Here is a 21,669-nt window from a genome sequence, read left to right on the forward strand (position 1 = left end):
ATAATTGGGCTCGGTCTCTTTGAGTGGTTTGAAAAATTTGCTTCTTGCTCTTTACCACCACGCCGCAAAGCATGGCGTGATGGTGTCATTGATGTTGTTTTCAGTGTGTGGTGATTAGAGCCTGATGGTTAGATCCACGCTGGCAGCCAGTCTTGCTGCGCTTCAATCAGCTCATCCACCAAGGCGTAGATTTCCTCAATGCCAAGTACGGCGGCAGTATGAGGGTCCAGCATAGCGGCGTGGTAAATGCGCTCGCGGTTTTCGGTCAGAATCGCTTCTGTCAGCAGGGTTTGGACATTGATGTTGGTTTGCATCAAGGCTGCAAGGTGGCTTGGCAGTTTGCCCACCGCCGTCGGTTGGATACCGTTGGCATCAACCAAGCAGGCGACTTCGACACAGCAGCCTTGCGGCAGGTTGTCGATAAGCCCCTCGTTTTTCACGTTGCCGTAAATCACGCTAGGGGTATTGGTCCAGATTGCATTCATAATGGTACTGGCGTACTCGTGGGATTCCTTCTGCTCGATACGCTCTGCTTGTTTGAAGGCTTCGAGATCTTTTTTCCAGTTGGCAATCTGCTCGACACAACGCTTTGGATACTCGTCCAATGGCACTTTGTAGCGTTCAATCAAATCTGGACGGTTTGGCTTGATGAAGTAAGGCGTGTATTCGGCAAAGTGCTCGGACGACTCGGTGACGAAGTAGCCCAGCTTCTTGAACATTTCATAGCGTACGATGTTTTCGCAGCGAGGGTTGCCGTGAATATTCGGCTTCGGTGCCTGTCCCATTTCGTAAGCTTTTAACAGATCCGGGTAGATGCTGACATACTCGCCGTCCTCGGTTTTCTTCTCCAGCGTCAGGTAGTAGGCCATGTGGTTGATACCGGCGCAGGTATAGCGCAGGTCGCTGTAGTCAATGTCCAGATCACGCGCCAGTTCTTCGGCTGTGCCCTGTACCGAGTGACATAGACCCACTTGCTTGATATGCGGGTATTTTTCGTACATCGCCCAAGTGTTCATCGCCATCGGGTTGACATAGTTCAGCATGGTGGCTTTTGGACAAACTTCAGTCATGTCCTCGCAGATCTGCCACAGGTGAGGAATGGTGCGTAGGGAGCGCATGATGCCGCCAGGGCCCAACGTATCAGCAATCGTCTGCTCCAGGCCGTGTTTTTTACACACGTCAAAGTCAATGACAGTACAAGGCTCGTAGCCTCCGATTTGGAAGGCCACTACGACAAAGTCAGCCCCTTTCAATGCTTCTTTTTGGTCGGTGTAGCAGTGGATGTTACCGGTTGCACCGGCCGATTCCATCAGCTTGCTGACAACGATTTGCGACTCTTCGAGACGGACAGGATCGATGTCCATCAAGGCAACTTCAGCCCCTTTTAGCGCAGGTTTGTGAAAAACGTCGCCAAGGATGTTTTTGACGAAAATGGTCGAACCGGCCCCGATGAAGGTAATTTTAGGGTGATGCATGGCTGTTCCTTTGTATGCTTGGTTTTGATGGGTACATCTTCATCGAATTGGGGGCGGCTATCTTCCCTATAGTGGGCAATTATGTCCCGTTTTCTAAGATTTTTGTGCTGGTATCACAAATTCGCTTGTTGGAGGGGGGGAAAATTGGGCATGAAAAAGCGTGATTATCTGGGGGAGCTGAAAACAAGAAGAGGCAAGTTCTGGCCTTGCCTCTGTGCGGGGATATATGTTTGATTTTATATATCAGCTAGATAGTATTATTTAATCTTTCTCTCAGCCGTGGGCTGGTGGTAGCGCATCAGAATAAATCCGCTTTGCCAGCTCAGGATTGGCGTGCTGAATTTGTTGATAAGCCGTTTGCACCATCTGGTAGCGGCCACAGATATAGATATCTTGCTCTGCCCTCAATTCGCTGTTGGCAAAAAAGATATCTAGCAGTCTGCCCTGATGTAGCCCGGCTTCCTCAACCAAATTCGTCATATCATCGCTAGAAAGCAATTCAACAACAGGTACATAGTGTAACTGCGGGTGCGCTTGGCTCAGCGCTATCATTGCCTCGTGCTCATACAAGTCGCTTAGGCGTTTGCCACCCCAGAACAAGGTGATATCGGGTGGCGTTGGCTGTGACAGGGCCTCCAGCACAATGCTCTTGGCATAGCTGAAGCCTGAGCCGCCGGCAATGACCGATATCGGTCTGCCTGCTGATCTGAAGTAAGCCTCCCCGGCGGCTTGCCCAAGCAAGAAGGGCTCCTGATTCAGCCTATGGGCGCGAAAATGGGTAATTTCCACAGCTAATTCAGAATCTGGCAAAATCCCACCAATTTGTATTTCAATAGCATCGATATCACCGCATTTTCCTTCTTTTTCCCGAGGCGATCTGCTAGCGATAGAGTAGGACATTGCTTTTGGGCTGCTTGAAAAGGGCAAAGTCAGATACTGCCCTGCCCGGAAGGGGTAAGGCTGTTGCGGTTGCAGCGTCAGGCTCATGGTATGGCCGTTGAGCCATCTCATGCCGATAAGCTTAAAGGGGGTCATAGGACGTTCCATCGCGTTATCGCTTGAGTACGGCTGTGACTTCGCAGCGCTTGCCACTTGAGGTGCTGCTTGCGTCAAACAAAATATCAAGCTCAATCAATTTGTCACTCATTTCGCTGCTAAAGGCTACATTTTCAATCACAAAGCAGCCATTTCCCTCGCAGCGTTTATCGAAGTCGATGTGCTCCTCGCCGTGCGCACCAATGCCGTAGCTATCGATAACAATGAAAGCCGGTTGCTTGGCCAGAATCGCATCCAGTACCTCGCTCTTAAGCGTGGTATCGGCTTTGCCGTATTCTGGGGTGCCGTAACCATTGTTCTCAAGGTTTGCGGTAAACAACACCAAAGATTTACCACTAAGTTCAAGTGGTTCGATGCCATCAAGGCTGGGCATGGCCTGGGTACAGTCAAGTAAAACGGTATCAGTATTGTAGTGGCTGTCTGCCGGTACTCTGGTATAGCAATCGATATGGGTGCCAATATGGCCAAAGGCATTGACTGAGTCAGACTGTTTCTTGGCCCATTGGTAAGCCGGGTGATCTTCGTTGATCAACAAGCTGATGGACTGGCGTGTGCGATTTGATAGGGCTGATGTCGCTGGGTAAGACATACAAAGGCTCCAGTTGGTTGTTGTTAATGTTGGGAGCCATTGTAGGCAAGTCTCGAAATGCCCATTACAAACATTAAGACTAAAAATATCAAAATAAGGACAGGTTGACTGTCAGGGTGTTTCTTTAGTACCTGCTGTTTTGACCGTGGCGGTTCGAAAAGTCATCGGTGTTAGTACCGCCTTTCCAAAGCGACGGTCTGGCCATGTCGATGATCTGGAGGGCGTTAAAGGCCGTGCCGGCGAATAGGCCATCTGCAAGCTCTTGGTGCAAATCCGGATATTGGTCACCAAAAAGTGCGTAGGCATAGTGTTCATAGCGTCGGCTAAGGCCGGACTGCGCCAAAACAGCGGCTATTTGACCGTTGGTATAGGCTTCCCTTGGGCCATAGGATGTCACCAGCATCGGACTGAGTGTCTTGATGTATTTGCGGATAGTTCTTCGTTTGAATAACTGGGTGAACACGAACATCATTGCTCTCCTCTGCTCAAAAGTCTATTAATACAGTGTTCAATAGATTTTGGCAACCTAAGTGTGGTGGTGATCGTCGTCCAATGCCTCTGCAATAAAGTCGATAAAAGCCCTGATACGCAAAGGCAATGAGTGGCTGGCCTTATAGACGGCATACAAAGGGATAGTTTGCTTGTTGTAGCCCGTCAGTACCTGAACCAATTCGCCGGTTGCTTCATAGGGGGTAACCATCCAGTGGGGCAAGATGCTGATCCCCTGTCCTAGGACTGCCATCTTCAGCAGCATTTCTGGGCTGTCTGTCCGGAAATATTCATTCAGGGGCACTTTTTCTGATTGGCCCTCGCGGCTGGTCAATGTCCAAACATTGGACGGGTATACCAACGAATATGTCAGGCATTGATGGCCGGTTAGTTCGCTAGCGGTTTGGGGCGAACCGTGGCGCTGAAGGTAATCGGGGGAGGCGCAATAGACCATGGTATTTTCCATCAGCTGTTTGGCTTTCAGTCCTGAATCCTTGAGGTAAGACGCGCGGAAAGCAATATCGATATTATCGCGGTAGAGATCGATGTGCTGATCATTGAGGGATAAGTCGATGTCGACTTCTGGATGCAATGCCATGAAGTCAGCAATCGGCTCTGCCAGCAGGTGCAGTCCGAGTGACGTGGGCATTGATAGTGCCAGCCTCCCTTTTGCTGTGAGCTGTTCACCTTTTAGCATCGTCTCGAAGCCGTCATGTTCTTCCAGCAGGCGCAGGGCGTGCTGATAATAGGCCTCTCCCGCGTCGGTTAGAGACAACTGGCGGCTTGTTCGGTGCAGCAGCAAAACCGATAGTTGCTGTTCAAGCCAGGCGACTTTCTTACTCACGCTGCCTTGGGTGATGTTGTGTGCATGGGCGACAGCGGTAAAGCTGCCAAGTTGAACGACGCGGATAAACGTCCGGATACAGTCTAGTTTGTCCATTACTATTCCTGTTTGGAATGTTTGGTAATCAATTTTAGCTATATATCAAGTGTAATTGGAATGTTTATGATTGTCCCCGGGTTAAATAACGGGACAGATATCATGACGACCACTCAAACTATTATCACAACTCTTCTCGGCGCGTTCTTCGTGTTTGCAAGCTCAGTCAAACTGCTAGGCTGGCACAAGTTGATTTTTACTACCCAGTTGGCCTTCTTTGTGAAGTATGGCCTTAACCGGCAATGGATGTTCATGGTGGGAGCCATTGAGTTGACTGCTGCGGTGCTGATTATCTCTCCGCTGTTAATAACAGTACCGATTGCTGCGTCCTTATCTTTAGTCGGGGCGGCAGGCCTAGCCGCCGTGTCATTTGGCGCGATTGCCTGCCACCTATGGTTCGACTCCTGGCGGGATGGCATACCAGCAATGGTTACTTTGGTGTTGTCAGGCTATTTACTGCTGGTAATGTAACTTGGAAGGTATTGCCGTTGCCCGAAGAGGCGGGCAGTAGGCAGATCTCCCCGCAGTGGAGGCTGGCGATGTCCCGCACGATGGACATCCCCAAGCCGGCCCCATCACCCCGTTCGGTATGGGCGCGAAAGAATTTTTCAAAAATCTTGTCACGGATATCAAGTGGGATAGGCAAGCCGCTATCGTTGACGGTGACAATGATGTTCGGGTTGGTGAACTGGGCGGTCACGGTGATGTTGGCTGCCCGGCCAGCGTAACGGATAGCATTGTCAATAAGATTGCTGAACAGAGCCGAGAGCAACAGCGCATGGCCGTTGAACGGCAGGGCGTCGGGACACCTTAGTTCCAGCGATTGCTGGTTGCGCAGGGCTAGCGGAGCCATGGTGGCGATGACTTCGCGCAGGATCTCGGCAACATCGCATTTGGTTAAATGATATTGATGGTGTGCTTCGATTTTTGACAGCATCAGAAGTTGTTGGATCAGCCGATCGGTACGGTCTATGCCCTTTAGGATTTGTTGCAAATCACTTTGAAGCTCTTGCTGGCGATCACCGGCAAGGGCGATAAGCGCGTTTTCGGTGTTGAGCCTCAAAACTGACAGCGGGGTTTTCAGCTCGTGCGCGGCAGTTCGGGTAAGCCGTTTTTCTCGCTGCCAGGCTTTGTCGAGCTCGCTGAGCAAGTAGTTGAGCTGAGAGACCAGCGGGGCCAGTTCGACCGTTGGTTGGCTGACTGTTATCTCGGCAAGATGATTGATGTGGCGATCGGCAATCGCTTCACGTAATTCTTTGATGGGCTGAAAGAATTTGTTTGCAAGCAAAATAATAGCCACAGCGATGGCTGCAATTAAGACAAGCTGCGGGATGGCGGTAGACAAGGCTATCTCGCCGATTAACTCATTTCTGACCGTCAGCCGCTCGGCAACGACCAGATAAGCGGGTTGCTCTCCCACTAACAGTGCTGGGAGTTGGATTTGGAAACGGCGCCATTCTTCGCCGTTTATTGTGGTTTGAGAAAACCCCGACAGATCCGGATATCCGATCAGGGCTTCAGGGGCGCCGGGTGACTTAATGACGATTTTCTCTTGTTGGTAGAACTGGAACATGAGGTTTTTTTCATAGGGATGCCCAAAAGGAGAGGCGGCATCGTCGTCATCGTATTGCTCGATGTCCTGGTACCAATTGGCATAAGCCTTGGCGCGGGTTTCCTCCGGCTCCTTTAGCATATGCGGCACACTGAGGGCGAGGATCTTGGCGGACTGGCCGAGTCTGGCATCATAGATCTCTTCGATTTCATGGTGCGTTTCGGAGAAGATCGCCGCCCATGAGATAAGGGCAAGCACCGAGGTGATGCTGACACTGGCAATGATCAGTCGGCGCTTGAATGAAAAAATGACCTTATCCCCGCGGCTATTAATTGTTTTCAATGATATACCCTACACCTCGGATATTTTTTATCAGTGATCCCCCTACTTTTTTACGCAAGTTGTGAATATGTACCTCGATGGCATTGTCGCTGGCGGTGTCATCCCACCCATGCAGGGCCTGTTGCAGTTTTTCTTTGCTGAGCACACGGCCTGCTTGAGTCGCTAGGGTAGCCAACAGTTTGAATTCGTTTTTGGTTAGCGAGATGGGCCTGTCTTGTACGGTGACTTCGTTGTTTTTCAGCGAGAGCGATAGGTCGCCGATTTCCAGTACGGTTTCCGTGCAACCGGCAGCCCGCCGGATCAGGACTCTCAGCCGGGCAAGCAGCTCCTCGAGGGCAAAAGGTTTAACCAGATAGTCATCCGCGCCGCCATCGAGGCCCTTGACCCGGTCTTCTATATCATCCCTGGCGGTCAAGATAAGGACGGGCAGGGTGTGCCCTTCACGGCGAACACGGTGAAGCACGTCCAGGCCATCGGTGTCGGGCAGGGTGAGGTCGAGTATCACAGCCATGAAGGTTTCCGTCCGCAAGGCGAGCTCGACCCCGTTACCGAGCTGAAGCCAGTCGACGGTATAGCCGTGGCGGCTGAGCGAAGCGACCATCGATTCACCGAGCATGCGGTCGTCTTCTACAAGTAGTATTCGCATGGCTATTGTAGTTCCTTGAGCTTGGTGGCAATTTCTTGTTGCCTTCCTTGGTCGGCTAATGGCCGGCCCGGGCGAGGGGCAGCGTGCTGGGCTTTTTTCAGGAAGGCAATCGCTTCGGACTTGCGCCCGTTACGGGCCAGAAAGTCACCGTAAAAATAATTGGGGTCAATGCCGTTGGGGTTAATGGCAAGAGCCTGTTTTAGTAGCTCTTCAGCCTTGTCATCATCCCCGAAGCTAATCGGCCATCCCGGTACCTGATAGTATAGTGAACCTAAGCTGGTAAATGCTGATCCATCAAGGACTTTTGGATCGTTTTGGATCACATCTTCTAGCAAAACTTTAGACTCTTTGACCAGTGACAGCGCACTCAGCCCCCCATCGGCACCCGCCAGCGTGCTTTTGTTGATGGCAAGCCACACTTTGAGGTCGGTACGGTTAGGCTGCTTCGTGAGTGCTTGCTGATTTAAGGTTATATTATTCTTTAAACATTTGATTTTATTATCGTGGTTGAAGGTGTCATATTGGCATTTGGCCCATTGGTGCTGAATCGTCTGCAAAGAAGCAGGTTCGTCAGCCCAACTGGTTGCGGGTATAACGAGAAAAAGTGCGGCGATGACTGTGTTATGGCTCATGGCTGGCTCCTTAGGTAATCGCTTTACCGGGTTAATGGGTTTTATGAGCAAACGCGCTGATAACGGCAGACTGTTTGCGAATTGCCGCAGAGACAACGGCGGGAAACAGCTGGTTAATGCGGGCAAAGACTTTCTCCGGCCACCCTATCCACCGGGCCGAGACTTCCTGCTCGAGGCTTCTGACGATGGCGCTGGCCACGACTGGTGGCATATCGGTAGCGTTACCCAACTGGCGGTTCATTTGACTGACACGCTGATCGTTCAGGCTGGTTTCGGTCGCTCTTGGCGCGATATACAAGACCTTGATGTTGGCCTCTTCCAGCTCGCGGCTTAGCGCTTCGCTAAAGCGGTAGAGCCCGGCTTTGCTGGCGCAGTAGGTCGTATAACCGGGATAGCCAATGGCTGCGAAGGTCGACCCGACATTGAGGATGAGCCCCGGCCGGTTGAGCCAGCACAATGCCTTTTGGCTGAGCAATATTGGCGCGACAAGGTTGAGCTTGATTTCCTGCTCGATCGATGGACCGTCCCGCTGGGCCAAAAAGGCAAAATGGTTGACGCCGGCATTGTTGATCACAATATCGATTGCTACTCCATCGTTGCGCCATTGCTGGCATTGCTGGGCTAGCGCGTTGAGATCACTGCTACGGGCCAGATCAGCCTTAAAGCACATATGTGGCTGGCCTGCGTGCTGGCCGTTGGTGGACAGTTGCTGCAGCAGTCTGTCCAGTTTGCGTTGGTCGCGGCCGATCAGAATGAGGTGTGCCCCTTTGCTGGCGAGTTGACGGGCTAGCTCGCAGCCAATGCCGCCGCAAGCGCCGGTTAGTAATATCCTTTTATTGGTCAGTTCCATATTGGCCTACCTCTATGCGGCTGAATGTTGTTCGGTGGCGGAGGCGGCTGTTTCGCCTAGCGGAAGCTGGGCCAGCATTTCGCCATACAGCCGGTAAACCATGTTCGCTCCGTCAACAATGGCTTGCTGATCGGCAGGATCGGTGATCCGGTTCATGAGCACCTCGAACAGTTGGATATGCTGTTGGTCGAGGGCGCTGTGTGACATCAGGTAGGTCATTGCTTGGTCAGGCAGCTCCAAGGTCTTCTGAATATGTGCGGCCATCTGCCCCCCGGCGGCGACACTGGTTCCTTCAAGTACCCACACCATGCCGAAAAAGGCGAGAGGGTTACCTCGGTCGATTTGGTAGTAGAGGTAAGCGACCATCAATTCGATATGGCAGCCTACTTTGCCGGCTCCGGTATTAGCGCGAACAGGCGCCGTGTCGACGTGACAGGCATCGAGATCACTGAGGATCCAATCGTGGTGCCCTTTCTCCTCCTCGATGTATTCCCCTATGGCCTGTCGGAGCCACTCGTATTGCTCTGGCAGCCTTGAACCACAAGCCATCAGCAGAGGTACCGTGTGTTTGACATGGTGATAGGCCTGAGTCAGAAAGGCGGTGTAGGTGGCGTGGCTTATTCCTCCTTTGCCGACAGCGTGGAACACGGGAGCTTGGTACATCTGCTCACGGGCGGTTTGGGTTTGTTGTTCTAGTTGGTCAAAAAAGCACGGTGTTGCAGTGAGCTCGCGGGTTACGTCACTAGTCATCAGGCTGTTCTCCGAAAAGGCAAATAGAGTCATGGGCTTGGTCTGCATAATGTTGTGCATGGCATGGGACCACTGGGTTTGAAGTTGGCATAGCGGTGCGGTAAATCGTCGGGTAAAAATGTCACGCCGTGGGCGACCATTCGCTGTCAGCAAGCTGGGTTGTGCGCTGAAGCTGGATGTGATGATGATCCCGCCGATGCGGGCGTAATCGGGGAGCCCGCTGTTCAGCAGGTCAATCGCGTGTTCGATAGCTGCTTTCTGGGTGGTGATATTGGTACCGTGGGCCAGACCGACGATTGCGGCGAGTTTGTCGCAGCCGTCGCCCACGATAACAGACTGCTGCAAGGCCGGATGGAGATGCGCTTCGGCTTCAATCCATTCCGGGGACACGTTCCTGCCGAATCGGGTGATCAGAACGTTTTTGCGGCGGCCGGTGATGTGAAGGAACCCCTGTGCGTCGAGGTAACCTAAGTCTCCGGTGCGGATTTCCCCCAGCGGAGCCAAAGGCCTGTCACGGGTGTAGCCGAGCATAGAGGGACCGCAGACGATGACTTCCCCTTCTTCGCTGATCCGAACTGAGCAGTGGGGAAGGGGTTGGCCGACACTGCCAGGCTGGTGGTTTGCAGGGGTGTTCAAGCTGACCACCGAGCCGCATTCGGAGAGCCCGTAACCTTCGAAGACCGGAATATTTAACTGCTGGGCATGCTCGAGTAGGGGGCGGGCAACTTTGGCACCACCGACAGCCACGAACTTGAGAGATTCGGCCAGCGTTGGCTGTTGCTGGCAGAGATGGCACAGTGCATTAAGCAGGGCCGGTGTCAGTACCAGGCTCTCGGGGCGGAACCGGGCGATGGCCGCGGCAAATCGCGCAGCATCGAGCTGGGCTGAGCCCGTCAAGCCGACTTGCTCGCCTGGCAGGATGAACGAGGTGATCCCCAGCAGGAGCGGTACATACAGTCCGCTGATATTTTCCAGCAATGTTGTCAGCGGCAAGATCACCAGGTGGCGGGCGGGGGCGTTCTTCCCTTGTAACTGCTGTGCCAGCGAGCCACTGACGCTGTCGAGCAGATCTTGGTCCAGGCAAACGCCTTTGGGATGCCCGGTAGAGCCGGAGGTGAAGGTGATTTTACGGGTACCGGCCGGGAGTTGTGCGAAAGCGCTGTCAGCCTGGCGGATGCTTGTTATCCGGCTTCGCAGGATAAGGGGCTCCCTGAGCTCTGGGTGAAGCGACAACGCAAGCGGTTCGCCGTATGGGTCTGGCAAGGTTTCGAGCAGTGCTTCGGGCCAGTCGCCCACCAACAGTGCGATATCTGCCTCATCCAGCAGATGCCCGACTTGGGCGGGATGGAAGAAAGCCGGGACAGGAACAAGAACCTTGTTAGCAGCTATCGCAGCGAGATCAGCTATCGCCCAGGCCAGGCTGTTTTCTAGCCGCAGGGCAATCCGTCCGGCATTGTATGTCTCGAACGTCTGCTGCAAGGACACGATGGCCTGCCAGAGCTGCCGGTAAGTAAGCGTGAGCATGGGAGAGCGTGTACTGCTCGCTGCGCATCCTTGCAGGGCAATAGCCGCTGGCTGGGTGGCAGCGTAGTGGGCAATTGCAGCGAGAACCTCTGACGCATATTTGATCTCGTTATGTAGCGGCATAGTGCTTAACTCCAAAATGCGTGGCTTATTGTGGTCGGACGGCAGGCGTTCAGGGCCGGTTGCGGTGCGTGAAAAGGGTTATCCGGCTTCAACCTGTTGGCTTAGGGCGCCCAAGCGCTTCGACAGTTGCTGATAGGCGCTGGGAAGATAGCCGCAGCAGACCCTCGGGTGGTGGCGGTAATAACTGCCCCAGATCTGCTTGGCATTTTCGACATGCTCGGCTTTTGCTTCGCAGAGCTGAATCGGGGCAAGGCCGAGACGCCGCATCATGGCATAGAGCGGATCGGTGGCGGTGAATACGCACCACTCGAAACCCTGCTCGATAAGGTATTGGGTCAGCAGTAAGAAGTGTAAAGGTGCCGAGCCTTGGGAGAATGACGCCAGCTGGCCTATTTCAATAAGGTGTTGCCGCTCAACACGTTGTTGGCCGGCGCTCATTATTAAGGTTTCTGCGGGCGCTGAAAGGTATCCCTCAAGAAACAAGGGCCCGGTACTGGCGACACGGATGCCGCACGCTGATTTAAGCTGGTGCTGTTTATTGAAAACAGCAAGCAGCAACGGCATGAAGTCGGTGACATTGGCATTGAATGCTAGTCTGTAGCGCTCGGCAATATACCCCTCGACATCTCTGCGCAATGGATGTTGGCTACCGATGAGCTGAAGCTGGAAGGTTGACAGCATTGGCGTTTCCCCTAAACGTTATCCGTTGTGTTCAAATTAGAGGGGAAAACTTAAGAAAGGCTTAAGAAATATAAAGCGCCATAAATTTTGTTAAGAAATAGACTTTTTTTGTTGTACCGTAGTTGGTTTAACTCGTTGAAAGAAAGTAGGTTAATTCTTCACTGGTTCAAAGCGAAAAATATAAGGAAAACAACCGCCGGGTAAGTCCCTAGCGGGCCCGTTGGGGACAAAGCCGAGCTTTTGATAGAAGTTCACGGCATACCTCGAAGCATTGAGGAGGATTGCTTGCTTGGGGGAGCGCCCTCGGCACTCTTCAACGGCTGCGTCGATGAGCTGCCGCGCGATCCCTTGGTGATGGTAGTGAGGATCAACAAATAAATTAGATAGGTTCCAGTACTCTTTAACCAATATCGCGCCAACCACGCTGCCATCGATACGATAGACATAGTGTAAAGAACTGTCTGGGTGCGTGCGCCACCATAAAATACTGTCAGCACAACTGGCGATAAGTTCATCCTGGATATGTTCCGGCTCATCAACACATGATCTGATTGCCCGGCCTGTAAGGGTAATAATGTCGGAGATATCCCTGAATTTTGCTTGCTGAATCATGCGCACTCTTCCTTGTCACAGTGTCATTGGTCTTATCATTCTAAATAATTTACCCGCAAAGGAATATCATTGTGTTTTTAATTCTCTTGATGGATTAAAAAATTTCGTACTTGTGTGATTACCTAAAATATATTCCAATTCAGAATGCCAGTGTTGTTAATTGTGGAGATTAAGTTAATCTGGCAGAAAAAATTACTAACAATTTAAGCAAAAGATTATTTGTTAATTTTCTAGTGAGTGCTCAATGTCCATGGGTGTTTATTGATAGAATGATTATGTGTGGGAATTTTAAAGTGTAAATACCATGGAGAAGGTATATGCTACATGCTGTATCCCCTGATGATAAGACAAACCTAACTTTAAAAGAGCTTAAGACAGACTTGCACAGTATAGAAACATCGAATGCTGAATTTACTGTTAATGGCGAACAAAAAGATAACAAAGCAAAATTTAATTCGCATCGTTTGCGAATTAAAAATGTAGAAAGGCCACAATCCAGCTACTATTTTTTGGCGGATAATGAAAATGAAAAAAATGTCAACTGGGTTGTAGGATTAAGTCAGGCTCACATACTCTATGGCTTTAAGTCATCGAGCGAAATTGATGCGCTATTGAAAGAGCGGGAGTCTTTAAGGCCTTTATCTGATGTACTGTATATGTTGGGTATTAAGGGGCTGTATAACCACCTCAACAAGGCATCGATTGATGACATTTATAATTGGCTATGCCCGATATTGTCTGAAACCCAATCAGATTATCGAAACGGTGTCATAGAGAAAAATAATCCAGATTATTGGCTGCATAGGTTGGTGGATAGTTATGATCTCTATGGTTACCCCTTAGATGCTAACTTGTTTAATGTTTACTTACTAAAAATGGCTAGCTTATCTTTTGGGCAGGCACTCACAATAAAAAATAACCATATATTTATGCCAATACAGGGTTCTTACTTGGAAGTGATAGGCTTCCAGCAATCATTATGTGAATTTGATGTGGTTGACTGGTTGTACGACAGAGAGTATGAAGTAGATAAATTACATTTTTAAAATTTGGAAATACTACGTTAACGGATAATGGCAACAGCCTGTAACCGCAAGGCATCGTGCTTATTCAATCGTTCGAGAAGAATCGAAAGGTATTACTTTCCTGATAGCACTGGCTATAAGCAATAAGGGGGGAGATTAATATCCTTAAATGCCTGATAGCCAGCAATAGGTTAAACAAAGCTGTGCATGGTGGCTCAGCGCTAAGAGCAACGGTTTTGCGTCAACTTAGTTTAATTTTAGCAATACGTCGTTTGCCTACTTGGACGATTTGTTCACCGACAGGTAGGGCTACCGATGGATCCTCGACCTTATCGCCTGCTATTTTCACGGCCCCCTGTCGAATGAGACGCAGGGCTTCTGAGGTTGATGACGTTAATTTCGCTTGCTTTAGCACTTGGCTAAGCGTCAGTCCATGCTGGAATTCAATCGTCTCTAAGTTGTCTGGCATTATCTTTGCGGCGAAACGTTGGTTGAACATGTTCTCAGCATGATCAGCTTCTGGCTCCGAGTGGAAGCGGGTGACGATTTCTTTGGCCAAGAGTACCTTGATTTCTTTTGGGTTGCGGCCGGATTCGATATCCCGTTTGAACTGTTCAATTTCATCTATGCGGCGAAAAGACAGCAACTCGAAGTAGTTCCACATCAAGTTGTCTGAAATTGACATCAACTTGCCGAACATTTCTTCTGGCGATTCGGTAATGCCAATGTAATTGGCGGCTGATTTGGACATCTTCTTCACGCCATCGAGGCCGACCAGCAGCGGCATGGTGATCACCACCTGCGGCTCCATGTTGTGATGCTTTTGCAGTTCACGCCCCATCAGCAAGTTAAAGGTCTGATCCGTGCCGCCCAGCTCAATGTCGGCTTTCAATTCTACCGAGTCGTAGCCCTGGAGCAGTGGGTAGATAAATTCATGGATACCTATAGATTGCTGCTCGGCAAATCGTTTTTTGAAGTCCTCCCGCTCCAGCATTCGAGCGACTGTTTGGCTAGCAGTGAGTTTCAGCATGCCTTCAGCCCCAAGTTTGGACAGCCAATGTGAATTAAATACGATGTCGGTTTTTTGCGGATCGAGTATTTTGAACACTTGCTGCTGGTAGGTCTCGGCGTTGGTAAGCACCTGTTCTGTTGTCAGTGGTGGGCGGGTTGTATTCTTGCCGCTCGGATCGCCGATTTTGCCGGTAAAATCGCCAATAAGAAAGACAACCTTATGGCCCAGGTCTTGGAACTGTCGAAGCTTGTTCAGAATGACAGTGTGGCCGAGGTGGATATCCGGCGCGGTAGGATCGGCACCAAGCTTGACCACCAGAGGTCGGTCTTTCTTCAGTTTCTCGATTAATGCTTTTTCAGGGGTAATTTGCTCTGCCCCTCGGTGGATAAGAGCAAGGGCTTGGTCAATGTTCATCGTAGCTCCGCCAATAGTTGGGTGTTACCTATCATTTATTCTGATACTGTGATTGCAAGGAAAGTGTCTGTTAGTATTCTTATGTACTAATATCCATCACCACGCAGGTAGAGCAGCGTAGCAAAAATATTGCAGGACGAAAGTTAGCAGCTATCACACATCGTGATGGCTGGGGGTAAACAACGAAAGGGTGTGAATCAGCAGTTATGTATAGCTTTGAGCAATTGAAAATGTTTGTCGCCGTTTGCGAGTGTGGGTCTTTTTCGGCGGCAGCAAGAAAGCACCTGCGGGCACAGTCGGGGGTAAGCCAGTCGGTGTCGAACCTTGAAATCGCGTTGAATCAAACCTTGTTTGACCGCTCAAGCAATATGCCCACGCTGACAGCCCAGGGAGAAGCGCTGTTGCCAATCGCCCGTGCAATATTGCTGCAGCAACAGCGTCTGGATCAAAAGGTGATGGCCCTGGATGCCGATGAAGAGCATGAGCTGGTGGTCGCGATAGAAGAAAGTGTGGTTGAACCGGATTTGCTGGGGCAGATCACTGCGGTCGGTGAGCAGTACCCGATGACCAGCATCGAGTTAATCTCGGCTTCGACTTTCGACATCAAGGCGATGGTCAGCGAGGGAAGGGCGCATATCGGTGTGGTCTATTCTGACGGCAAAATATTGGAAGATACCGAGTTTGCTACGGTGGGCTACAACCGGTTTTTGACCCTGGCTGCCCCACAACACCCTCTGGCGCATAAAACGGCGCTTAAAGATGACGATCTGCGTAACTACCGCCAGATCGTACAACGCTCATCCAGCGGCAAGGAGCTGTGGTTCAGTTATGCGATCAGTTCGCAGGTATGGTATGCCAATAACCATCAGTTGCTCTTGGAGTTGGCGGCTCAAGGTCTCGGTTGGGCTATCGTCCCTGAAAGCTTAGCGGCATCCTATGTAGAACAAGGCAAGCTGGCGGTGTTGGATCTTGCCTACGAACCCGATGGTTGGCTGACAACGGTAGATGTGATCCAAACGCGCCGCCATTCGGAGGGGCCGGTACGCCAAGCATTGTTGCAGATCCTCGAGAAGACGCTTGCTGCTAAGCCGAGGTTGTAGGACCTCCTCCTATTTCTTGAGTTTTGATAAAGGTGCCCGGCTGGAAATCATGCACAATGATGCGATTCCCGCGACTGCGAATGATCCAATGGCCCAGTTTACCGGGCTGATACACATGGCGATGTCGGTTGGCTCCGAGCAAGGCGTCGATGCATTAACCGCCCGTTTAGCCAATGATGGTTATAACGTCGTAGACGGTCCGCGGCGAACCGGCGATGGTTATTATGAGAGCGTTGTACTTGACCCTGAAGGAAACCGGTTGGAAATCACGCTGTGAATGACATCATTTAGCGTGGCAACTATCTGCACACACCAACTTTGAGGAAGGATATGAAGGAAGTAAAAGCGGTACTGTTTGACATGGATGGCCTGATCTTTGATACCGAAGGGCTTTATAAGGCCTGCTGGCAGTCAGCGGCTAACGAGCAAGGACTTGTGCTAACCGATGAAGACTATCAATCATTTATTGGTGTGCAAGATGAAGAATGTGAGCGACGGGTTGCGATAAAGTTTGGTGAAGCATTGGATCTCGAGCGCTTCTGCCAAGTGAGAGACGCCATGTTTAGTGCCGAGCAGGACAAGGGTATTCCATACCAGCCAGGCTTTGCCGAGCTGTTTGCACATATTAAGCAAAACGGGCTGAAGTGTGCACTTGTGACTTCTTCGCCGATCAAGAAGGTCACCCACCATTTTGCCGGTACGGATTATATCTCGCAGTTTGACGCCATTGTTACGGCCGAAAATGTAGCAAACGGTAAACCGGCTCCGGATTGCTACCTGATGGCTTGCGGCCAGTTGGATATCACCCCGTCGAGCTGTTTGGTGCTGGAAGATTCAAACAATGGCATGCGCTCGGGGCTTGATGCCGGCTGCCAGGCGATAATGATCCCGGATTTGCTAGCGCCAGCTGAAGATATCGTGTCAAGAGCCACGTCAATTGTTGACTCCTTACTGGAAGTTAAGCCATACCTCTAAATGTTGACCATGGGGAAATTGATGAATCTGTGATCTGAAAAGCATGCCTTTGCACCAGCCTCTGGCACTATAGTTAAATGTTGAATAGAAACAACTAACTAGCGGGGAAGGTATGCGACAGATAGGTGATGGTATTTGGGTTCACGAAGACTCAATGAAGATGTTGGGTACCAAGCTCGGATTGAGGATGACGGTTATCCGGCTGAGCGACGGTCGCCTCTGGGTACATTCACCCACTGCGATTTCTCCTGCGCTCAAGCAGCAAATTGATGAGCTTGGCTCTGTCTGTTTCTTGGTTGCGGCCAATAACCACCACAGTAAATGGTTACAGGATTGGATTGAAGCCTATCCCGATGCCGAGGTGTACGTCAGCGCCGGGATCCCCCGTAAAGTACCGCTATCTAATTACCATATCCTACAGCGTGGGATGGAGAATGTATGGCAAGATGATTTGGAGTGGCAAACCATGCCGTCGGTGCCGCTGTTCAATGAAACAGTTTTCTTTCATCATCGCTCAAAATCTTTGATCGTGACGGACTTGGTGCAAAACTACCCTGAAAATACTACTCATAACGGCTTGGCTGGCGCGATGACTAAATATGTCTTTGAGCCGATTGGCTTCAAAGGGCGCTGCGTCGCCCCTCCTCTGAAAATGGGGTTTACCATCAAGGATAAACCGGCTTTCTATCGTTTTATCCAAAGTGTGCAGGAGTGGGACTTTGACAAGATTATCGTCACCCATGGCGACATAATAGAAGATGATGCCCAGACAGTTTTTGCCAATTTGTCTTCAAGATTTGCCTCATAACTGAGAGATATAGTGTCGAATTTCAGCGTACTGTTGCGATAGTGAGCACTTAATTGTCTGGGGTAAAGTTTCTACTTTACAGCGTGCAAAGAACGCCGTATTATCCACCGCACTTACGGAGAGATGGCTGAGTGGTTGAAAGCACCGGTCTTGAAAACCGGCATACGTTAATAGCGTATCTAGGGTTCAAATCCCTATCTCTCCGCCACATTAGAAAAAGCCGCTGAGAAATCAGCGGCTTTTTTGTATCTGGAATCTAGGGTTCAGCTGAGCGAAGCGAGACAACGTTGCTAGCTAAAGGCGCTGTAAAGCAACGGCCGCAGGGCGAAGTAAACCCTATCTCTCGGCCACACTCTGCGGGCTTGCAGAAATGCATAGCTTGCACAAGGGCACCTCTGGTTAATAACTAAATCACTTTTATCAATGAGATAGGTGTTATAAAGGCTGACTTTAGAGTGGTGGCTCCAATGTTCGCGGTTTTGTGCGTACATTCCTTTTGTATCGTTGCTATTTTGTGGCTTTTCACTTGAGAGGTCAGTTTATGGGCAGTTTATCGAGAAGAGCGGTACTCAAAGGGCTTGGGTTGGCTGGCGTCGTCGGCGGGGTAGGGGCTTGGGCCCTTGCCGAGAATAAAGCGCCTGAACAGGTGCTCGAAGAAATGTTCCAGGATGCCTTAACGGCTTTGCCGGCGGCGACCATCAGTGCGGCGGTCATAAAAAGCGGCGAGCTTGCCTGGGCGAAAAGTTTCGGTTACCAAGATCTGGAAAGCAAAACCCCCGCATCACTCGACAGTATCTGGCCGACTCTGGGCTCGGTATCGAAGTTGGTTACCTGGACTGCATTGATGCAACTGGTGGAAACAGGGGCGATACAACTCGATGGTGACATCAGTGACTATCTGGGGTTCACGCTGCGAAATCCCAGCTTTCCGGACACGCCAATCACGCCATACCATTTACTGACCCACTCTTCCTCGCTATCTTCCCGTCGGATGACCTCTGCACCGGACATTATGGCCGATCTGTTCTGTAAAGATTATCAAGAGAGCCTGAACGCCTGGGTACTGGCATACCTTGCTCCCGAGGGGGCATACTATAACTCCGAGCTTGTTTTCGATAATTACCGTCCCGGTGATTTTGCCAATGTAACACCTGATCCACTGGGCGTTGTGGCGGGGTATTCCAACTTAAATGCCATGCTTGCTGCTTACATGGTTGAACAGGTTACATCACAGTCGTTCGAGGAATACACCAGCAAGCGTATTTTTTTACCGTTGGGTATTGAGGATGCCGGGTGGCAAAAAGATGTGTTGAACCAAGCAAAAATTATCACGCCGTATGAAGCAAAAAACAGTCCTCGGCCACCTGTCATGGCGGTCTATACCAAGAGTATGCAAGACCGGGGATATATGGGAACTAGCGAGATAGCGGCAGTAGGCAATAAGAGTTATTTCTCGATGGCCGATTGCCAGTTCTTCTCGCCGTTCAGCTCTGCGGCTTTACTCGGCGCTTCGACTCATGCATTGACGGCATTTATTCAGTCCTTTTTGCCACATGCAAAAACCAGATTGCTGCAAAGAGAAACGTTAGATCGCATGTGGAAAGTCCACCGGCAGGATGCCATCACCGGCAGCAAGCTGGGGCTGGGATGGTTCCAGTTTGCACCCCCCCGACATGGTGTGTTCTGGGGGCATGACGGAGGAGGGCCGGGTATCCTTTCTCGGGTGATGATTGATCCGCACAGCGGAAATGGCGTGGTATTGCTAATCAATAACTTTTTCGTGGATTTCAGGCGTCGTTCGCAGCTAATTGAGGAGCTTTGCTCTTCCCTTAAAGTGGTTTAGCAAGCACGCAGTAATTTTGTTGCCCCCCATTCTGGATATGGCCAAAGGAAACCGCTGATATCAGCGGTTTCCGTTTGTGTGGGTTACAGGCTCTCAACAGCATTTTGGATGGCTGGGCCAATCTGGCGCTTACGAGACGTTACCCCTTCAAGCGTCAGCATATCTTTTTCGAGATCTGTCGCGTCAAAAGCGATTTTGAGCACCTTTAAGTCGCTACTATCAGCCCATAGCAGGTTGGCTTTTTTGTCTTTGGTGTTGGTGATTGAGAAGAACAGATGGTCCAGTTGATTGGCCTTTTTGTATGCCCGCATGGCTGCCAGCAGCTCTTCTTTGCGGTCGAGTAGTTGCTGGGCGGTGAGGGTTTCTGCCACGCCGATACCAACTTTCTTGCCGCCGTATTCAAAATTTTTGTAGTCCATGGTCAAAATGGTGCTGGCGGAAAGGTGGCTGAGATCTGATTTGGCGATCAGCATCTGCTGGCCGAAATCCTCTATGTCATTGATACCCGCCAGGTCAGCAAGTTGCTTTGCGTAGTATTTGTCGTATTCGGTGGTGGTGGCAGACTGGAAGAGCACGGTATCCGACAAGATAGCCCCTAAAGCGGCACAGGCGAGCTGCTTGGGCAGGGTAATATCAAGTTTGGTGGCATTGTCTGCCAAGATCGTTGCTGCTGAGCCCCAGCCTCGGATATCCATGGCGACAATCTGTGGGGTATTGATTGGCGAGCCACCAATGGCATGGTGGTCGATAACGGCAACGATAGCGTTCTGATCAATGGTTGGCGTGAGTTGAGTGGTCTGGTTGAAGTCGACCAGGCCTATTTGGACGTTTTTGTAGTCTGACTCGATGCGAGGCGGTTCGGCGTTACAGTAGCTGAGAACAAACTCAGACTCCGGATTGATCTTCTCTGGTACCGTCGCTTCTCCGCCATAGATGTGAGCTGCCAGCATGGCTGAAACGACGGTGTCGGTATCTGGGCTTAGGTGACCGGTCCAAACCAAGTTGTCCGTATTATTGTTCGCGGGATACTGTAGATCGAAGGCATGGCTGGGCGAACCGGTCGATATGAGTACAGCAGCAACGAGAGGTGAAAGCTTCACGGTAATTTCCCTATTAAATTCAATGAGAGTGAAGCAAAACTACCTTTGTTTTTTTACATAAATATTTCAAAGCGTTAGCTTTATATATGGCAATGATTAAAATCGAACTTCGACCTCCATGCCTTCAATCCAGTACCTGGGGTCTAGGTCGCCTTCGAAGCGCAGGGTGATCTTTAGGTATGCCGGTTGTCCTTCAAACGGGCGCCTTAGCTCCTGCGGTAGTTTGTTAACGATCTCGACAGGCTTGCTGACGACGGCGTCCATTTTTTTTCCGTCGGGGAAGGTAACAGTTGCTTTGTTGCCGAGATCGCCGAACTTCAGGTATTTTGGATTGAGGAAGGCAACAATTTCAGGAGTGATATTTTCCGCCACAGTGATCAATGGCGTGTCCATCGTTATTCTTTCTCCCTCTAATACGTGAATATCGATGATTCGTCCATCGATTGGGCTACGGATAGTCAGGTTATCTTGTCGGGCTCGTTTGACGACCAGCTCTTGCATTAAGCGGCGATGGGCCTGGCTTACAGGGCCTGCAAGGGTTACTTCATGCAAATGGCGCAGGGCTTCAATGTAAGCCAATTTTTGGTTGTAGAGTTGATTGTTGAGGGAGCTGCTGATGTTGATTATCGCAGCGTAGTCAACCTCAGAGACCTGCCCTTTGGTTCTGAAATTGTCATACTTTGCTTGGATTTGCTTGAATTTCTGCAGATTTTGCTCTGACTGTGCAATTGCAGCCTGGTAGAGCTTGTCGATGTTCGGTGAGGGTGGCGTGAGCTTGAGTAACTCTTTCTCGATAAAGTGTGTCTCTTCATCAAGCGCGGGGTCGGATAGCAATATAATGGCTTGGCCTTTTGTTACTTGGTTGCCAACAACTGTCGGCAATGGTGCCACGAGACTATTCTCAGCAGAGGTGATGGTTACCGGATAGGAGGTAATAATCGCTGGGGCAATCACCAGCACTTGGGTGCGAAACAGATAGTACCCCATTATGAGCAGCGGACTGATGACCAAGGCAAGGATCAGGTACCAGCGCAGTTTATATCCGCCACGCTTTGCCTGCCCGTAAACGACTTTGACGCCGCTTTCTGACTGGGGTTTTTGCTGCTTGTCGAGGTGGAATTTGACTTTCAT

At 50.6% G+C, this 21,669-nt stretch carries 21 protein-coding genes, 1 tRNA gene and 1 pseudogene; 8 read left to right on the forward strand and 15 right to left on the reverse strand.

All coding sequences use genetic code 11. From position 1 onward, the window contains the following. Positions 1–128: 128 nt before the first annotated feature. The 5 genes from PTW35_RS18815 to PTW35_RS18835 form a co-directional block, all read right to left on the reverse strand. A complete protein-coding gene (locus PTW35_RS18815; protein ID WP_281028490.1) occupies positions 129–1,475 on the reverse strand; it encodes an alpha-glucosidase/alpha-galactosidase in 1,347 nt (448 codons plus the stop codon). A gap of 273 nt (positions 1,476–1,748) precedes the next feature. Then, positions 1,749–2,510 (reverse strand): hypothetical protein, encoded by a 762-nt coding sequence (locus PTW35_RS18820; RefSeq protein ID WP_281028491.1) that lies wholly within the window; start codon positions 2,508–2,510, stop codon positions 1,749–1,751. A 16-nt stretch (positions 2,511–2,526) separates the two neighbouring features. Further along, a complete protein-coding gene (locus tag PTW35_RS18825) occupies positions 2,527–3,120 on the reverse strand; it encodes a hypothetical protein (protein ID WP_281028492.1) in 594 nt (197 codons plus the stop codon). Between the two features lie 124 nt (positions 3,121–3,244). Beyond that, on the reverse strand, positions 3,245–3,592 hold the full coding sequence (locus PTW35_RS18830; RefSeq protein ID WP_281028493.1) for a DUF6559 family protein: 348 nt from the start codon (positions 3,590–3,592) through the stop codon (positions 3,245–3,247). 54 nt (positions 3,593–3,646) lie between these two features. Next, a complete protein-coding gene (locus tag PTW35_RS18835) occupies positions 3,647–4,549 on the reverse strand; it encodes a LysR family transcriptional regulator (protein WP_281028494.1) in 903 nt (300 codons plus the stop codon). A 102-nt stretch (positions 4,550–4,651) separates the two neighbouring features. Here PTW35_RS18835 and PTW35_RS18840 point away from each other — a divergent pair, with 102 nt between their 5' ends. After that, complete coding sequence (locus PTW35_RS18840) at positions 4,652–5,020, forward strand: DoxX family protein (protein ID WP_044621978.1); 369 nt, start codon at positions 4,652–4,654, stop codon at positions 5,018–5,020. Here the strand turns inward: PTW35_RS18840 and PTW35_RS18845 are convergent. From PTW35_RS18845 to PTW35_RS18875, 7 genes are all read right to left on the reverse strand, one after another. Continuing rightward, on the reverse strand, positions 4,980–6,443 hold the full coding sequence (locus PTW35_RS18845; protein ID WP_281028495.1) for a sensor histidine kinase: 1,464 nt from the start codon (positions 6,441–6,443) through the stop codon (positions 4,980–4,982). The genes PTW35_RS18840 and PTW35_RS18845 overlap by 41 nt on opposite strands. Continuing rightward, a complete protein-coding gene (locus PTW35_RS18850; protein WP_281028496.1) occupies positions 6,430–7,089 on the reverse strand; it encodes a response regulator in 660 nt (219 codons plus the stop codon). The genes PTW35_RS18845 and PTW35_RS18850 overlap by 14 nt, the downstream gene beginning before the upstream one ends. 2 nt (positions 7,090–7,091) lie before the next feature. Beyond that, positions 7,092–7,721 (reverse strand): tetratricopeptide repeat protein, encoded by a 630-nt coding sequence (locus tag PTW35_RS18855; RefSeq protein WP_281028497.1) that lies wholly within the window; start codon positions 7,719–7,721, stop codon positions 7,092–7,094. A gap of 31 nt (positions 7,722–7,752) precedes the next feature. After that, positions 7,753–8,571 carry an SDR family oxidoreductase gene (locus tag PTW35_RS18860; RefSeq protein WP_281028498.1) on the reverse strand — a complete coding sequence of 273 codons (819 nt, stop codon included), beginning with the start codon at positions 8,569–8,571 and terminating at the stop codon, positions 7,753–7,755. Between the two features lie 12 nt (positions 8,572–8,583). Continuing rightward, positions 8,584–10,968: an AMP-binding protein gene (locus PTW35_RS18865; protein ID WP_281028499.1), complete on the reverse strand. Its 2,385-nt coding sequence runs from the start codon at positions 10,966–10,968 to the stop codon at positions 8,584–8,586. Between the two features lie 78 nt (positions 10,969–11,046). Next, complete coding sequence (locus tag PTW35_RS18870; RefSeq protein ID WP_281028500.1) at positions 11,047–11,649, reverse strand: thermostable hemolysin; 603 nt, start codon at positions 11,647–11,649, stop codon at positions 11,047–11,049. 150 nt (positions 11,650–11,799) lie between these two features. Further along, positions 11,800–12,261: a GNAT family N-acetyltransferase gene (locus PTW35_RS18875; RefSeq protein WP_281028501.1), complete on the reverse strand. Its 462-nt coding sequence runs from the start codon at positions 12,259–12,261 to the stop codon at positions 11,800–11,802. 317 nt (positions 12,262–12,578) lie between these two features. Between PTW35_RS18875 and PTW35_RS18880 the strand changes: the two genes are divergently transcribed. After that, on the forward strand, positions 12,579–13,307 hold the full coding sequence (locus tag PTW35_RS18880) for a hypothetical protein (protein ID WP_281028502.1): 729 nt from the start codon (positions 12,579–12,581) through the stop codon (positions 13,305–13,307). Between the two features lie 220 nt (positions 13,308–13,527). Here the strand turns inward: PTW35_RS18880 and tyrS are convergent, their stop codons facing one another. Next, positions 13,528–14,712 (reverse strand): tyrosine--tRNA ligase, encoded by a 1,185-nt coding sequence (tyrS, locus tag PTW35_RS18885; protein ID WP_281028503.1) that lies wholly within the window; start codon positions 14,710–14,712, stop codon positions 13,528–13,530. Positions 14,713–14,918: 206 nt separating this feature from the next. Between tyrS and PTW35_RS18890 the strand changes: the two genes are divergently transcribed. The 6 genes and pseudogenes from PTW35_RS18890 (at position 14,919) to PTW35_RS18915 (ending at position 19,438) form a co-directional block, all read left to right on the forward strand. Continuing rightward, a complete protein-coding gene (locus PTW35_RS18890) occupies positions 14,919–15,812 on the forward strand; it encodes a LysR family transcriptional regulator (RefSeq protein WP_281028504.1) in 894 nt (297 codons plus the stop codon). After that, a pseudogene (locus PTW35_RS18895) lies at positions 15,799–16,089 on the forward strand (VOC family protein); the annotation flags it as partial. The gene PTW35_RS18890 and the pseudogene PTW35_RS18895, both read left to right, overlap by 14 nt. A gap of 53 nt (positions 16,090–16,142) precedes the next feature. Then, positions 16,143–16,787 carry an HAD family phosphatase gene (locus PTW35_RS18900; RefSeq protein WP_044621525.1) on the forward strand — a complete coding sequence of 215 codons (645 nt, stop codon included), beginning with the start codon at positions 16,143–16,145 and terminating at the stop codon, positions 16,785–16,787. Between the two features lie 112 nt (positions 16,788–16,899). Continuing rightward, positions 16,900–17,595: a DUF4336 domain-containing protein gene (locus tag PTW35_RS18905; protein WP_281028505.1), complete on the forward strand. Its 696-nt coding sequence runs from the start codon at positions 16,900–16,902 to the stop codon at positions 17,593–17,595. Positions 17,596–17,712: 117 nt separating this feature from the next. Beyond that, positions 17,713–17,803 (forward strand) — tRNA-Ser (locus PTW35_RS18910). Positions 17,804–18,136: 333 nt separating this feature from the next. Next, positions 18,137–19,438, forward strand: coding sequence for a serine hydrolase domain-containing protein (locus PTW35_RS18915; RefSeq protein WP_082060509.1), 1,302 nt, complete (start codon positions 18,137–18,139; stop codon positions 19,436–19,438). 83 nt (positions 19,439–19,521) lie between these two features. Here the strand turns inward: PTW35_RS18915 and PTW35_RS18920 are convergent, their stop codons facing one another. Together PTW35_RS18920 and PTW35_RS18925 are read right to left on the reverse strand one after the other, a co-directional pair. Next, positions 19,522–20,538, reverse strand: a complete 1,017-nt coding sequence (locus PTW35_RS18920; RefSeq protein ID WP_281028506.1) for a manganese-dependent inorganic pyrophosphatase — start codon at positions 20,536–20,538, stop codon at positions 19,522–19,524. A gap of 96 nt (positions 20,539–20,634) precedes the next feature. Beyond that, positions 20,635–21,669, reverse strand: coding sequence for an HlyD family efflux transporter periplasmic adaptor subunit (locus PTW35_RS18925; RefSeq protein WP_281028507.1), 1,035 nt, complete (start codon positions 21,667–21,669; stop codon positions 20,635–20,637).

Source organism: Photobacterium sp. DA100 (assembly GCF_029223585.1).
GTDB lineage: Bacteria > Pseudomonadota > Gammaproteobacteria > Enterobacterales > Vibrionaceae > Photobacterium.

Coding starts and splice junctions, on each gene's coding strand:
- tyrS (WP_281028503.1), bottom strand. CDS start 14,712: ATGAACATTGACCAAGCCCTTGCTCTTATCCACCGAGGGGCAGAGCAA.
- PTW35_RS18865 (WP_281028499.1), bottom strand. CDS start 10,968: ATGCCGCTACATAACGAGATCAAATATGCGTCAGAGGTTCTCGCTGCA.
- PTW35_RS18890 (WP_281028504.1), top strand. CDS start 14,919: ATGTATAGCTTTGAGCAATTGAAAATGTTTGTCGCCGTTTGCGAGTGT.
- PTW35_RS18900 (WP_044621525.1), top strand. CDS start 16,143: ATGAAGGAAGTAAAAGCGGTACTGTTTGACATGGATGGCCTGATCTTT.
- PTW35_RS18860 (WP_281028498.1), bottom strand. CDS start 8,571: ATGGAACTGACCAATAAAAGGATATTACTAACCGGCGCTTGCGGCGGC.
- PTW35_RS18905 (WP_281028505.1), top strand. CDS start 16,900: ATGCGACAGATAGGTGATGGTATTTGGGTTCACGAAGACTCAATGAAG.
- PTW35_RS18840 (WP_044621978.1), top strand. CDS start 4,652: ATGACGACCACTCAAACTATTATCACAACTCTTCTCGGCGCGTTCTTC.
- PTW35_RS18875 (WP_281028501.1), bottom strand. CDS start 12,261: ATGATTCAGCAAGCAAAATTCAGGGATATCTCCGACATTATTACCCTT.
- PTW35_RS18880 (WP_281028502.1), top strand. CDS start 12,579: ATGCTACATGCTGTATCCCCTGATGATAAGACAAACCTAACTTTAAAA.
- PTW35_RS18830 (WP_281028493.1), bottom strand. CDS start 3,592: ATGATGTTCGTGTTCACCCAGTTATTCAAACGAAGAACTATCCGCAAA.
- PTW35_RS18820 (WP_281028491.1), bottom strand. CDS start 2,510: ATGACCCCCTTTAAGCTTATCGGCATGAGATGGCTCAACGGCCATACC.
- PTW35_RS18870 (WP_281028500.1), bottom strand. CDS start 11,649: ATGCTGTCAACCTTCCAGCTTCAGCTCATCGGTAGCCAACATCCATTG.
- PTW35_RS18850 (WP_281028496.1), bottom strand. CDS start 7,089: ATGCGAATACTACTTGTAGAAGACGACCGCATGCTCGGTGAATCGATG.
- PTW35_RS18825 (WP_281028492.1), bottom strand. CDS start 3,120: ATGTCTTACCCAGCGACATCAGCCCTATCAAATCGCACACGCCAGTCC.
- PTW35_RS18925 (WP_281028507.1), bottom strand. CDS start 21,669: ATGAAAGTCAAATTCCACCTCGACAAGCAGCAAAAACCCCAGTCAGAA.
- PTW35_RS18815 (WP_281028490.1), bottom strand. CDS start 1,475: ATGCATCACCCTAAAATTACCTTCATCGGGGCCGGTTCGACCATTTTC.
- PTW35_RS18855 (WP_281028497.1), bottom strand. CDS start 7,721: ATGAGCCATAACACAGTCATCGCCGCACTTTTTCTCGTTATACCCGCA.
- PTW35_RS18835 (WP_281028494.1), bottom strand. CDS start 4,549: ATGGACAAACTAGACTGTATCCGGACGTTTATCCGCGTCGTTCAACTT.
- PTW35_RS18915 (WP_082060509.1), top strand. CDS start 18,137: ATGGGCAGTTTATCGAGAAGAGCGGTACTCAAAGGGCTTGGGTTGGCT.